This window comes from Nocardia sp. NPDC019323 (genome assembly GCF_044389845.1).
Classification (GTDB): Bacteria; Actinomycetota; Actinomycetes; order Mycobacteriales; family Mycobacteriaceae; genus Nocardia; species Nocardia implantans.
Genome location: NZ_JBIRYN010000001.1, coordinates 90,684 through 103,200 on the forward strand (window position 1 = coordinate 90,684; position 12,517 = coordinate 103,200).

13 protein-coding genes and 1 pseudogene are annotated in these 12,517 nt (G+C 67.9%); 10 read left to right on the forward strand and 4 right to left on the reverse strand.

Annotation, left to right across the window (positions count from 1 at the left end):
* Positions 1-282: 282 nt before the first annotated feature.
* Positions 283-702: an anti-sigma regulatory factor gene (locus tag ACH49X_RS00360; protein ID WP_195083334.1), complete on the forward strand. Its 420-nt coding sequence runs from the start codon at positions 283-285 to the stop codon at positions 700-702.
* A gap of 7 nt (positions 703-709) precedes the next feature.
* Here the strand turns inward: ACH49X_RS00360 and ACH49X_RS00365 are convergent, their stop codons facing one another.
* Positions 710-1,084 (reverse strand): MerR family transcriptional regulator, encoded by a 375-nt coding sequence (locus tag ACH49X_RS00365; protein WP_357296698.1) that lies wholly within the window; start codon positions 1,082-1,084, stop codon positions 710-712.
* A 432-nt stretch (positions 1,085-1,516) separates the two neighbouring features.
* Here ACH49X_RS00365 and ACH49X_RS00370 point away from each other — a divergent pair, with 432 nt between their 5' ends.
* Complete coding sequence (locus ACH49X_RS00370; protein ID WP_195079915.1) at positions 1,517-1,810, forward strand: ANTAR domain-containing protein; 294 nt, start codon at positions 1,517-1,519, stop codon at positions 1,808-1,810.
* Between the two features lie 864 nt (positions 1,811-2,674).
* Here the strand turns inward: ACH49X_RS00370 and ACH49X_RS00375 are convergent.
* On the reverse strand, positions 2,675-3,679 hold the full coding sequence (locus tag ACH49X_RS00375; protein WP_323124013.1) for an acyl-CoA dehydrogenase: 1,005 nt from the start codon (positions 3,677-3,679) through the stop codon (positions 2,675-2,677).
* Between the two features lie 443 nt (positions 3,680-4,122).
* Here ACH49X_RS00375 and ACH49X_RS00380 point away from each other — a divergent pair, with 443 nt between their 5' ends.
* Complete coding sequence (locus ACH49X_RS00380; RefSeq protein WP_195079917.1) at positions 4,123-4,614, forward strand: hypothetical protein; 492 nt, start codon at positions 4,123-4,125, stop codon at positions 4,612-4,614.
* Positions 4,615-5,226: 612 nt separating this feature from the next.
* On the opposite strand, the gene ACH49X_RS00385 is transcribed toward ACH49X_RS00380, so the two are convergent.
* Positions 5,227-5,610 (reverse strand): hypothetical protein, encoded by a 384-nt coding sequence (locus tag ACH49X_RS00385; protein WP_195079918.1) that lies wholly within the window; start codon positions 5,608-5,610, stop codon positions 5,227-5,229.
* 436 nt (positions 5,611-6,046) lie between these two features.
* On the opposite strand from ACH49X_RS00385, the pseudogene ACH49X_RS00390 reads away from it, so the two are divergent.
* From ACH49X_RS00390 to ACH49X_RS00420, 7 genes and pseudogenes are all read left to right on the forward strand, one after another.
* A pseudogene (locus tag ACH49X_RS00390) lies at positions 6,047-6,229 on the forward strand (DUF732 domain-containing protein); the annotation flags it as partial.
* Positions 6,230-6,331: 102 nt separating this feature from the next.
* On the forward strand, positions 6,332-7,378 hold the full coding sequence (locus tag ACH49X_RS00395) for a fused (3R)-hydroxyacyl-ACP dehydratase subunits HadA/HadB (protein ID WP_195079919.1): 1,047 nt from the start codon (positions 6,332-6,334) through the stop codon (positions 7,376-7,378).
* A 162-nt stretch (positions 7,379-7,540) separates the two neighbouring features.
* Positions 7,541-7,705 (forward strand): hypothetical protein, encoded by a 165-nt coding sequence (locus ACH49X_RS00400; RefSeq protein ID WP_195079920.1) that lies wholly within the window; start codon positions 7,541-7,543, stop codon positions 7,703-7,705.
* 243 nt (positions 7,706-7,948) lie between these two features.
* The gene (locus tag ACH49X_RS00405; RefSeq protein ID WP_397069132.1) at positions 7,949-9,190 is read left to right on the forward strand and encodes a PP2C family protein-serine/threonine phosphatase; all 1,242 of its coding nucleotides are present in this window, start codon (positions 7,949-7,951) and stop codon (positions 9,188-9,190) included.
* A complete protein-coding gene (locus ACH49X_RS00410) occupies positions 9,187-10,812 on the forward strand; it encodes an ATP-binding protein (RefSeq protein WP_357105975.1) in 1,626 nt (541 codons plus the stop codon). Before ACH49X_RS00405 ends, ACH49X_RS00410 begins: the two co-directional genes overlap by 4 nt.
* Positions 10,809-11,255, forward strand: coding sequence for a response regulator (locus ACH49X_RS00415; protein ID WP_195079923.1), 447 nt, complete (start codon positions 10,809-10,811; stop codon positions 11,253-11,255). Before ACH49X_RS00410 ends, ACH49X_RS00415 begins: the two co-directional genes overlap by 4 nt.
* 298 nt (positions 11,256-11,553) lie before the next feature.
* On the forward strand, positions 11,554-12,006 hold the full coding sequence (locus tag ACH49X_RS00420) for an anti-sigma regulatory factor (protein ID WP_195079924.1): 453 nt from the start codon (positions 11,554-11,556) through the stop codon (positions 12,004-12,006).
* Positions 12,007-12,015: 9 nt separating this feature from the next.
* Here ACH49X_RS00420 and ACH49X_RS00425 read toward each other — a convergent pair whose 3' ends face one another.
* The gene (locus ACH49X_RS00425) at positions 12,016-12,372 is read right to left on the reverse strand and encodes a MerR family transcriptional regulator (RefSeq protein WP_195079925.1); all 357 of its coding nucleotides are present in this window, start codon (positions 12,370-12,372) and stop codon (positions 12,016-12,018) included.
* Positions 12,373-12,517 lie beyond the last annotated feature (145 nt).

Here is a 12,517-nt window from a genome sequence, read left to right on the forward strand (position 1 = left end):
TCGCCGCACGCAGTGATCAGAGGGTTGGGGCCTACGGGGTGCGGACGGCTGAACGTCACGCCGAAGACCTGCCGCCGCCCGGCGGTTCCCGCCCCGGCGCCGACCCGTGCGGGGTATTCGCCCCGCTCGACACCCCCGCGAAGCGGGACTTGTCCTTGGAACGCGGTCCGTGGTGAGCGTGGGTGCGGTGTTTTCGTGGGGGTGGGTGAGGGTATGTCGTGGCCGAAGTAGTGCTGTCCGTGTGGAGGCCGGTACTGGGCGAGTGGAAGGAGGGGGTGCAGGGTGGGTGTTTCGACACTGGATGCGGTGCGTGCCGACGAACGCGCCGAGGGCGCTGTTGTCGAGTGGGATCTCGAGGTGGTGTCGTTGGGGCAGCTGCGGGCTGCGGTGCGGCGGCTGCTCGCCCCGCTCGCCGGTATCGGGGTCGAGGACGCGGTGCAGGTGTGTGACGAGCTGGCCAGCAACGCTGTCGTGCATGCCCGCGCCCCGCGTGGTTGCCGGTTGACGGTGGCCGGCCACGGCGGCTGGTTGCGGGTGGAGGTCGAGGACGCTTCACCCGCGCCCGCGCGGATGCGCCGACCCGACCACACCGGCGGGCGGGGGTTGATCCTGGTCGATCAGCTGGCCACCTGCTGGGGTGTGGACTACCACGGGCCTGGCAAGACGGTGTGGGCCGAACTGGGTACCCGCTGCGGCGGCTGATCGGAGTTCAGCTGTCGTGGTCGGGCTCGGGCGGGTTTCGTCGGGTGAGTTCGGCGTTGAGTTCGCGGGCTTGGGTGAGTTGGTTTTCCAGGACGACGATCCGGCACGCCGCTTCCAGGGGTGTGCCGGCGTCGACGAGGGCGCGGACCCGCGCGGCGATGCGCAACTGGGAGCGGGGGTAGCGGCGGTGCCCGCCGGGTGAGCGTTGCGGGGTCAGCAGTTCGGCGGCATCGAGGCCGCGGAGGAAGGCGGGGGTGACGCCGAGGATTTCCGCGGCCCTGCCCATGCTGTAGGCGGGGTAGTCCTCGTCGTCCAGCCGGTCGGCGGCACCGGAAACGTCGGCGGGGTCGATGGGGCGGGTGGGGTCGTTCGGTGGCTGCACAACACCTCTGGGGCTTCAACGTCGGCAGGCCCCGGCGCCTGTTGCGCCGGGGCCTGGGATCGAGGGGGGTTTCACATCGCTCCCGCTGGTCGGGCGGTAGCGCCGACCGCGGGGACCGCGCCCGCCAACAGCCCGGGACGCGGAATCTGGGAAGAGCTGTTCAGTAACCACCTCCTGGGTTGCCGGACGTGTCTGCGGGGGTTCGTCATCCCCTCCGGCGGTCCGGCCGACTGCACCGGATTCTCTTCTCCGCCGGAGGGGATGGTGGATCTTGCTTCCGGTGCAGTTCACCTGCCCGGCCAACCAGACATCTCATCTCCAACGACAGTGAATGTACTCCCCGCCTTCCAGAATGTCTACACCCTGCGATACAGATTTTCCCGCTTCCCGAGTAGCTGTTTTCTGTCATCACGTCTCGGGTAGGGGTGGGGTGTGGACATTGAACAGCCCCGACCGCCCAGTGACGCGGATCGGTTCGCGTTCGAAGCCGGCCGCGCGGTGATCGAGCAGGCCAAAGGGATGCTGATGCTGGTGTACGGGATCGGCGAGCAGCAAGCGTTCGCGCTGCTGCGGTCCTGCTCGCAACACACCAACGTGCGACTACGCGAGCTGGCCGGGCGCATCCTCACCGAACTACCCACCGCCGGCGGGCAAGCCCCCAAAGCCCCGATACGCGTCGAGCTCAACCGGATCCTGGCCGGACATCCCCCGCCTACCGACCGATGAAGCGTATCGATCTTGCCGAGTCGCGCACGTCGCCACGCGGGCCGCGAGGCGGTGGAGGTGAGGGCGGCGCTGCCGGTTTGCCTCGCCGAGGATGCCCTGGATGGCGCCGGGAGGAAACCGTCTTCTCGGTCTTCCAGCTGCTGAGTTCACGCCCAGGCTGCGTTGGGGTATCTGTGATTGTGATTCCCGTGAACAGTCCGCTGCCCACGGGGGGAAAGCCGGGTCGGCCTACCCTTTCGGTGCCGTCGAGATCGATGCTCAGCCCGGCGACAGCGGGTTCGTCGGTGCCGCCCGTGGGTCTCTGCTATTTGCTCGGCCGCGGCAAGATGGTCGCTCGCCACGTCAGCCAGTGGATGGTCGCTGCCGACAGCTCGCATCGGTTGGGACCCACGCCGCTGAGCGACGGCACTCGGGCCTAGATGCGACGACACTCGGGCCTAGATGTAGGAGACCCCGTTGCTGGTGCCCCAGAAGTGATGGCGGTGACAGCGACGGTCCGGACCCCGGTGGCGTGACGGCCGTCGAGTCGCCCACTTTCGATGGTGTCGCGGCACCGTTCTCGCTCATCTCCGACGTGGGGGCTGTCCGAAATATCGCCCTGATCCGCCAGCGCCGGAAAAGCATGTACATCGCGGCCCCCGTAGGCGTACTGCGGCGGCATATCGTGCCACGGCAACCAATCCAGAGTCCGCCACCACATACCGTCGATGAGCTGCCGTTGGTCCGCACTGGTGGGCGGCGCGCCGTTTCTACCGGCAGGCAGCAACGACGCACCGGCCACGCCCGCTCGGCATCGGTCGGATCCGCCTTCCCGCGACCGCTACGCCGGGCAGGAGGTCTTCCGTTTCCGCACCTGCGGCTTGCTCACGCGCGGGAGTGCTGGACCTTCTCCATGGGAGAGAATATCGGGAACGAGTCGCCGAGCCAGCGCACCAGGTCCTGGACTTGTGCGTAGTAGCGGTGGAACGGCTCTGCGGTGACGGGGCCGCCGTGCAGGCGATGACATTTGCTCATCGCCGCGGGTAGCTGTGCAGTGATCCAGTGAGCGAGCGTGCCGAGTTCGTCGCGGACTCGTTCGTCGTGCTCGGGGTGGTCGTCTCGCTCTGACAGCAATCTGATCGCCGACCGCGAGGCTGTCTGCAGCAGCCGCGACACGTCATGGACCTCTTCGAACTCTCGTCTCGCCGCGTTCAATGCGGCGGGCGCCAGCCCGAACTGACGGTGAATGCGGATGTGTTCGGTGAGCACTCTCAGCAGTCCCTCGAGCAGCCCGTCGGCGACGGACCCGATGGTTGCCACCGCCCACTGATGCAGTGGCGAGGCGCCGTCGATCAACAACTGTTGCGCGGGGATCTGGGCCTGCTCGAAGTACACCGAATACTCCGGTGCACCACTCGCACCGGGGCTTCGCACACACCTGACACCAGGTGTGCAGGACTCCACCACGGCGACACCGCAATCCGTGGGCACCAGAATCCAGCGTGCCGACTCGGCATACGGGACACACACCTTGTGACCAGTGATCCGCGCCGACCCGCCCTCGAGGACCGCCACTGTCTTCGGAGTCGCCACGAACGGTGCGCCGGGCTCATTCAGCGCGGCGGTCAGTATCGCGCCTTGCGCCACGGCAGGGAAAATGGCCTGTGTCAGACTTTTCGGAGCGGCTTGCGCCAGTGGTAGCACTCCGAAACCGAGCGTCACCAAGGCCGGCACCTGCACAGCGTCGGTGGCCAGCTCGGTGAGCATGGCCGACACCTCGAGCCGGCCCGTAGGCTCGCCGCATCGCTCGAGCAGCGCTACCGAAAGCAATCCGGACTCGACGATTCTCGGCCACAGCGCGAAATCACGCGCAGTCTCGCGTTCGAGCACACTCACGACAGCTTCGGCGACAGCATCCTCACTGTCGACTCCGGTGAAACCCAAAATCACTCCTCTCCGAATCATCGATCGGCGCGTTTCGAGTCATCATTGGTGGATCTGCCGGCCAGGCCGCAGTGGGCAGCAAGCTGTCCGGTCATCGAAACGTGTACCAACGGGGTGTAAACCGCAGCATCAGCCGCCCTGGGTAACAGTCGGTCGGTCGGTTTTCTCCCACAAGGTGTCGATGGATTATGCCGCGACGAGTCGGCAAAACTCGGCGACCGTCAACGAATTCGGCGTGGCGTGGGCTGGGTGATCTCCTAACCGCTGGAGTCGGACCTCACCGGAACGGGCGAACGAGAAAGCTCACACCCACGATCGGCAATGGGGACAGAGGCATTCGCCGAGTCATCCACAGTCGAACCACTTTCAATCTCACAAGCGTCCAGTTCGTGAGGCAGTCGCAGATCTGGCATCGCTGCTACCCGCCGGCCAGCGTCCTGCAGGCTTTGGGCACCACGTGCGGGCACCCGCTGACCGAAGCGGACATGCGCGTCTTCGGCGGGCTGGACATCGTGCTGCGCGCCCGCGGTTGGAGCTTCATCGGTGACTGCTCCGACCCGGAAACTCTCACCTTCAACTACCAGCCCTCCGACATCAGCAAGGACCGACCACCCCAAGGCCTGCAACCGATCACCACCATCGTGGTCACCCTCGACCGCTCCGCACAGACCAACCTCATCAGCGACTGCCGAATCGAAATCCTGCTCGTCGGTACGCCCTCCAGCCAAGCCCGGATCACCGGCCTGTCCGGCCTCACCAAATACCTCGACCTCATCGAAGCCCACCGGCCCGGCATCCCGACCCCAGCACAGTTTCCCTTCGTCCGCGTCCGCCTCGCCCGACGAGCCGATCACAACGCCGCCGGCGCGTCACGCAGGTGATGTTGCGGCTGCTCATCGAAACCGCCTGCCGCCGAGGAGGTCTACTTCATCTGCGCATCGACGACCCCAACGTCACAGACTGCCTGGTTCGACTCCACGAGAAAGGAGGCACGATACGGCGGCAACCGATGGGCGGCGGCGCTGGGGATCAACGCTCACTGGATACGCCACACCACCTTGACCAACGTCGAACGACAAATTCGGCATCGCTGTCGCACGGGCATACGCCGGCCACGACATTCGCCTACACCAAAGCCGGACTGCTGGATGCAGTCGAGGCACTGGCCACGTTGACCGGCCAGACGCACCCGCTGCTGCCGAACACCGAACGACATCCCCTCTCACCCCGCCGCCGGCAAAGGTTCAGCGACCCTGAACCATAAGGTAACCCAACGCGCTATGAACCCACATACGTGGCGAAATCGCCGCGAAATGGGTGTCCTGACCTAGCGAAGAGCACCCGCGCCTCGTCGCGTTCCGGCACGCCGCGCGGCGATGCGGCAACTGTTCGCCGAGGCGCCGGGGCGAGCGGAGCCGAGTTAGGCGATGTACAAGGCGCTGGAACCGCTCGCCCTCCCCTGAGGAAGCGGGCGAAGCGCCCTCGACCTATCCCTATCTGGTGTGACCGGTCGCGCCGCCGTGCTGGGGCACCGATCGGCCAGCCTGGTGCGCGGGCAGACCGCCGTGGTGGGGAGCTGGTCGAGCGCCGTGGTGAGCCGATACGGCCCCGTGGTGCGGCACCGGCCGGCCGAGCGGCATCTGCGGTACGGGAGGCGCGGGCGGAACGAATCGCAGGATTTCGGAGAATCCCGGAAATCCGCCGGGGATGGGCACTTCCACCGGGACATCGGGTGCGCTGCTGGAGGGCGGCTGCGCGGCGGCGGGACCGCAGGCGATCGTCGCCGCCGCGGCGACCGCCGCCGCGGCGGTCGTCCAGACCTGCCACGACACCCGGTGCGAGCGTCGATCATTGGGAACGTCGGCGTCGAACGCCATGATGCGGTCCTCCGATCTGCGTCGGCCGACCCGGTACGTCCCTTCCGGTATCGCGGGAGGTCACCGAGCCTCGAATTCGTTCGAAACACCACGGTGCTTGTCCACTGGATCCGGAGAGTCATGCTCCCGCACACACTCGATCGGCTCGCACGGGACACACGACGACAAAACAACGAAACGGTAACGACCGAGCGGCACACACCGCTGCCGCCCTTCGCGTGCGGCCCGCGCTCGGCTCGGTTGCCGGTGAACGCGCCCGCACTCACTCGAACCAGTCCAGCGGCGGGGTGGCCCATCCGGCACGACGGTCAGCGACTGCTTACGCCGACCGGCAGGACGGCGACCGCGCCCCGGCTAGGCTGCGTCGGCTGTCGCTGCCGAATTCCGTCCGACCGAAGCGCGGGCGCACGCACCGCGCGGCGCCGAAGGCTATCTCGCCGACCTACAGCGGCTCGGCGTGCGGACCGTGACCGCGGCGCTGCTGGACCTGGGCTACGCGGTGTGCCGGGAACTGGCGGCCGGAACGTCCGATGCCGACATCGTGGTTGAGGTGAGCACGCACCAATCGGTGGACGAGGCCGCCGCAGTGGTGGTGTCCGTCGAGCGGAACCTGTGCTGAACCGCCAACGATCGACGACTGGCCGAGAGTCCGTCGATCGCGAAACGGCGAGCGATGCGGGCTGACCGGAAATTCGCCGTCGCTTGGGTAGATTCCCCCGCGATGTCCAGACTCCCTGCCACATCAGGTGCGAACGACACGACCGACGCCGCGGCGCCCGCCACAATGGTCGGGCGCCGGTATCGCAGCGGCGATCACTACGAGGTCGCCCGCGAGAAGATCCGCGAGTACGCCCGCGCGGTGCGCAACCAGCACCCGGCGCATCGATCGGAGCAGGCCGCGACCGACCTCGGCTACGCAGGCCTGGTCGCTCCGCCGACCTTCGGCGCGGTGCCGGGCTATCTCGCCTACGCCGAGGTCTTCGACACGATCCTGCCCGGCTACGACCTGAGCCGGACCATCCAGACCGATCAGATGATCGACTTCCACCGTCCGCTGCTGGCCGGCGACCGGATCGGTTTCGAGATGTGCCTCGACTCGTTCCGGCACGCGTTCGGCGGCGACCTCATCGTCCTGCGCCAGACCATCCTGGACCAGGACGATCGGCCGGTCCTCACATCGCGGACCAGCCTGGTCGGGCGGGCCGACGAGGCCCTGCCCGGTTGGTTGGACGCGATGGTCATGCACGGAGTACGCCCGGAGGCCCGGCAGCAGCGCCGTATCCCGCACCCGCGCTATGTCGGAGACGGCAGCGAGTCGGCCCGCGAGACGCAGGCGCCGGTGACCCCGCGAGGACGGCGGTGGGAAACCGTGCGTCCCGGAACGGAGCTTCCGCCACTCACGCTCACGGTCAGCCGAGGCGACCTGGTCAACTACGCCGGAGTGGCGGGAGACCCGAACCCCATCCATTGGAGCACCGAGGCGGCCGCGCGGATGGGGATGCAGACCGTCGTCGCGCAGGGCATGTTCACCATTGGGCTCAGTGTCGACTTGCTCACCTCGTGGCTGGGCGACCCGGGGGCGCTGCGCTCCTACAACGTCCGCCTGACCAATCCCGTGCACGTCGGCGCGACCGGCGCTCAAATCGCGTTCTCGGGCCGGGTGAAACACCTGGACGAGCACGCTCGCACCGCCACCGTCGCGATCACCGCCGAGCACGACGGGCACAAGATCTTCGGTCGCGCGACGGCCGAGGTCGCCCTCGCGTGATCGCACGACCCGTGCGCGCCGCCGCGCTCGGCGTGTTTGGTCCGCAGCGACGGGGGCACGTTGGAGGCGGAGCACGCGCCCGCCGGGATCGGCGGACGCGAACTCGGCACTCGATCGAGCGGGCAACCGGCCCGCTCGCACCCGAAAGGACCGGTATCTGTCGTGGTTGTGCTTCTTGCTGTGATCGGCTCGGCTTCCCTTGCCGTCATCGCGGTCCATGCCACGGTCGTCGCACGCAGCTTGGCGGAACTTCGCTCGCCGCGCCGGGACGTTGCGGCCGGGGAGCACGAGCGCAGCACCGCCCGGCTGACGGGCACCACGGTCTGATCCTCCGGCGTCCTTCCCGCGTCCACATCCGCGTCTGCCCAGGTGAGCACCGTCATGTCTCGGTCAGGTGGCGGATCGGATACGATCTTGGCTGCCTCTCGGTCCAGCAAACGGCCGCTGAGACAGTCGGCGTGCGCTGGTGCCGCCCTTGGTGATCGGAGGCCGGGTTGTCGGTGTTCGCCGACGACGGCATCAGTGCTGTCGGACGTTCCACCACACTCGGACCCACGACCGGTGGTTTCCGTGCGGCGTGACGGGACAGACGACGATCCCGAGGTGATCGTGGACGCGGATTGGCCGTGGCAGCAACCTTCGGTACTCCTGATCGAGGACGACCCGGGAGATGCCCTCCTGGTGGAGGAACTGGTCGTGGACGGCGCGCCCGGTCTGCAGCTGCACTGGGTGCGGTCGCTGGCCGAGGCCGCCGAGCACCTCGCCTCCGCCGAGCCCGACTGCGTGCTGCTGGACCTGCATCTGCCCGATGCCAAGGGGCTGGAGGCGGTCGAGCGCATCCGCAGCCACACCGACCAGGTCGCGATCGTGGTGATGACCGGCCTCGATCAGGAGCAGACCGGTTTGGCCGCGGTCGCGGCGGGAGCCCAGGATTACCTGGTCAAAGGCCGGGTCGAGCCGGAACTGTTCGGGCGCGCCGTGCGCTACGCGATCCAGCGTAAGCAGGCCGAGCGCACCAGCGCGGCCCTGCAGGCGAGCAATATGCGCGCGCAGGAGAACGCGCGACTGGAACGCGGCCTGCTGCCCACCCCGCTGTTGCGTGGGCAGCGAGTCGTCGATGTCGTGGCGCGCTACCGTCCCGGCCGCGCCCATTCGCTGCTCGGCGGCGATTTCTACGACGTCGTCCAGGACGCGGACGGCACGGTGCACGCCGTCATCGGTGACGTGTCCGGCCACGGACCGGACGAGGCGGCGACCGGCGTGGCGTTGCGCCTGGCCTGGCGCACCCTGGTGCTGAGCGGGGTGACCGGCGCACGGCAATTGCGGCTGCTCGAGCAGGTACTGCTGGCCGAACGCACCGGCAGGCAGACCTTCGCGACGGTCACGAGCCTGATGTTGCATCCCGGCGACCGCCGCGCGCAGGTGCTGCGGGCCGGGCACCCGGGCATGCTGCTGCGCTCGGCGTCCGGATTGACCTGGGTCGAGGTGCCCGGCGGGCCTGCCTTGGGCTTTCTGCCCGGTCGTGCCGAGTGGCCCGTGCACGATCTGGACCTGCCCCTGGGCTCCGGGCTGATGGTATTCACCGACGGCCTGTTCGAAGGCCGGGTCGGGACGGACCAGGAACGACTCGGCGAGCAAGGACTGATGGAGGTCGCACGCGCCGTGCGGGCCGCGGATCCCGACTGGTTCGTCGACGAACTGATCGGTCGCGTGGAGGCGCTGGCGGGTGCGTCCGGCGGATTGGACGACGACGTCGCCATTCTGTATCTGGGATGGAACGGCGACGGGCAAGGACAGGATCGGAACCGATGACGACGAAGACCGGCCGGCCGTCGCTGAGCGCGCGGTTGACCGCCCAGGCCTGGTTCCAGCTGGTGCTGGCCGCGATGGTGCTGGTGGTGATCATCGGCACCGTGGCGGGCGCCCAGGTGATCGCTCAGACCAACCGCGTGACCGATCGGCTGCTCGACAAGTCGTTGCCCGCGGCGGCCGAGGCCTACCGGTTGCAGAGCGCTTTGGTCGACCAGGAGACCGGCGTGCGCGGCTACGGGATCACCGCCGACCCGCAGTTCCTGCAGCCCTACCGGGACGGCACCCGGGACGAGGCGCAGTCGGCCGCGCGCCTGCGGGAGCTGCTGGCCGGCCGGCGGCCGCTGCTCGACGAACTCGACGGCGTGGAGCAGGCCGCGCAGCGGTGGCGTACCGAATACGCGGAGCCCTTGGTCGCCGGATTGCAGTCGGGATCGACCCGTGGCATCGAGCCGACGACTCCCACGCGCGGTAAACCGCTGTTCGACGACCTGCGGACGCGTTTCGACGCGCAGAACAGCAATCTCGCGGCGGCCATCGCGCGGGACGAAGAGGAGCTCGCGCACAGCCGGACGGTCCGCGACGCCGTACTGGCCGGGATGGTGGTGGCGTTCCTGCTGACCGGTGTGCTGCTGACGGTGCTGATCCGGCGGTTGATCGTTCGGCCCCTCGGCTCTCTGACCGACGCGTCGCTGCGGGTGGCGGGCGGCGACTTCGAGCATCACATCGACGCCCACGGCCCCGCCGATCTGGCGACCGTCGCGAACGCGGTGGAGAGCATGCGCCGCCGCATCGTCGCCGAGCTGGCTTCCTCCCGCGCCAAGGAGGCGGTACTCGCCGAGCAGAAGACGGATCTGGACGTGCAGGCCGAGGAACTGCGCCGGTCCAACGCGGAGCTGGAGCAGTTCGCCTACGTCGCCTCGCACGATCTGCAGGAGCCGCTGCGCAAGGTGGCGTCGTTCTGTCAGCTGCTGGAGAAGCGCTACGGTGACAAGCTCGACGAGCGCGGCAAGCAGTACATCGACTTCGCCGTCGACGGCGCCAAGCGGATGCAGGTGCTGATCAACGACCTGCTCACGTTCTCCCGCGTGGGCCGGGTCACCGACCGTACCGTGCCCACCGACGTCGGCCAGTCCCTGGACAAGGCCCTGACCAACCTCTCCGCGGCGATCGACGAGACCGAAACCAGCGTCCGGCGGCCGGACCAGCTGCCCGAGATCATCGGGGATCCGACGCTGCTGACCATGCTGTGGCAGAACCTGATCGCCAACGCCATCAAATTCCGCCGGCCCGACCGCGCGCCCCGGATCGAGATCACCTGCGAACCGGACGAACACGGCAACGGCTGGCTGCTGTCGGTCTCCGACAACGGCATCGGGATCGCCCCCGAATTCGCCGAGAAGGTATTCGTCATCTTCCAGCGGCTGCACAATCGGGAGGAGTACAGCGGAACCGGCATCGGGCTGGCCGTATGCAAGAAGATCGTGGAGTATCACGGCGGCCGGATCTGGATCGACACCGAGTACACCGGCGGCGCCCGCTTCTGGTTCACTTTGCGCACCGCCGATTCCGACAGCACCGCCCGTACCGCCGACCTCCCCACCCACGAAGGAGCCATCGCATGAGCACGCCCGGCCAGCCCATCGACATCCTGCTCGTCGAAGACGATCCCGGCGACGAGCTGATGACACGGGAAGCCTTCGAGGACAACAAGATCGGCAACACCCTGCACGTCGCCAGAGACGGCGAGGAGGCGCTGGAATTCCTCTACCGTCAGGGACGGTACCCGGACGCGCCGCGGCCGGACCTGATCCTGCTCGACCTGAACCTGCCCAAGTACGACGGCAGGCAGGTGCTGGAGAAGATCAAGGCCGATCCCGACCTGTCGCACATCCCGGTGGTCGTGCTCACCACCTCGGCGGCCGAAGAGGACATCCTGCGCAGCTACCGGCTGCACGCGAACGCGTACGTCACCAAGCCGGTGGATCTCGACCAGTTCGTCGCCGCCATCAAGCAGATCGATGAGTTCTTCGTCCAGGTCGTGCGGCTGCCGCGGCAAAACCTGTGATGATGGTTCGCGCGGCGCCGCCCGGTTCGCGGGTTCGCGGCGCCACGGTTTACGGTGGTGCCGGTGCCGGAGGTCTCACCGACTCCGGCCGCGGCCATGAATGGGGAATGATCAACCGGGTATAGCTTCGGGGAGAACGGCACACGCACGGCGAACACGGCAGCCCAGTCCGATGGCGGTCCACGTGCTCGGCGTGGGCGCGGGTACAGCGCACCGATCCCCGATAGGGAGGTAACGAGGTGACGGCGCATCGACGCCATCGGCGAGGCACGACGACGACAAGGGCGGGCCGCGACAGATGCACTGCGATCGCGGCGGCTGGTACGCGCTCGTGAACGCGGGCGAGCGGGTACCCCTACCCAACGCCGTGACGCCGCTGGCGCTGGACTTCCCCGCCGAAGCGGTGCAGTTGGCCACCGTCCGGCACACCTTGCAGGAATGGCTCGCCCAGTGCGGCATGGCCGCGGCACCGGCCTACGACGTGCTGCTCGCCGTCGGTGAGGCATGCACCAACGCCGTCGAGCACGGGCATCACGGTGACGGCGGCGTGGTTCGCTTGCGCGCCGAGATCGACGGCGAGCACCTCCGGGTGACCATTTCCGACAGCGGCCGCTGGAAAGAACCCGATCCGCAAGCCGATTCGCTGCGCGGGCGGGGTATGCCGCTGATCCGGGCGCTGATTCCAGAGGTCACCGTGACCACCGGCGATACCGGCACGGTGGTCGATCTGCGTACGCCCTTCTCCGGGTAGCCCAGGAACCTACGCCGGGCCGGGCCGCTTGTCTCGCGCGTCCCGCAGGCGGATGTTGTCGGCCTGCAACCGGTCGTTGTCCGCGTGCAGGTCGGCGTTCGCATCCTCCAGGTCGAGGATGCGGCGGATGCCCGCGAGATTCACGCCCGTGGCGACCAGATCGGTGATCCGCCGCAGTCTGGCCAGATCGTTGCCGCTGTAGCGGCGGGTGCCCCCGTCGCTGCGTGCGGGACTCAGCAACCCGTGCCGCTCGTAGAGCCTGAGCGTCTGCACACCGATTCCGGCCAGCCCGGCGGCCACCGAGATCCCGTACACCGCTTGGCCGGGATCCGGCAGATGCCCCGAGTCACCCCTCTCCTGCGCCATCCATCCTCACTTCACTTTCGACAAGAGATTTCCTAGTTTAGCGCCTTGCACTCAACTTCATCGGGTGGTACAAAAAATCTATGCCAGATGACAGAGGTTATCTGGACCCTACTACGGAGAATGGAGTGAGTTGGAGGTGGCGACC

Coding starts and splice junctions, on each gene's coding strand:
- ACH49X_RS00385 (WP_195079918.1), bottom strand. CDS start 5,610: ATGGCGTTCGACGCCGACGTTCCCAATGATCGACGCTCGCACCGGGTG.
- ACH49X_RS00395 (WP_195079919.1), top strand. CDS start 6,332: ATGTCCAGACTCCCTGCCACATCAGGTGCGAACGACACGACCGACGCC.
- ACH49X_RS00410 (WP_357105975.1), top strand. CDS start 9,187: ATGACGACGAAGACCGGCCGGCCGTCGCTGAGCGCGCGGTTGACCGCC.
- ACH49X_RS00415 (WP_195079923.1), top strand. CDS start 10,809: ATGAGCACGCCCGGCCAGCCCATCGACATCCTGCTCGTCGAAGACGAT.
- ACH49X_RS00420 (WP_195079924.1), top strand. CDS start 11,554: ATGCACTGCGATCGCGGCGGCTGGTACGCGCTCGTGAACGCGGGCGAG.
- ACH49X_RS00425 (WP_195079925.1), bottom strand. CDS start 12,372: ATGGCGCAGGAGAGGGGTGACTCGGGGCATCTGCCGGATCCCGGCCAA.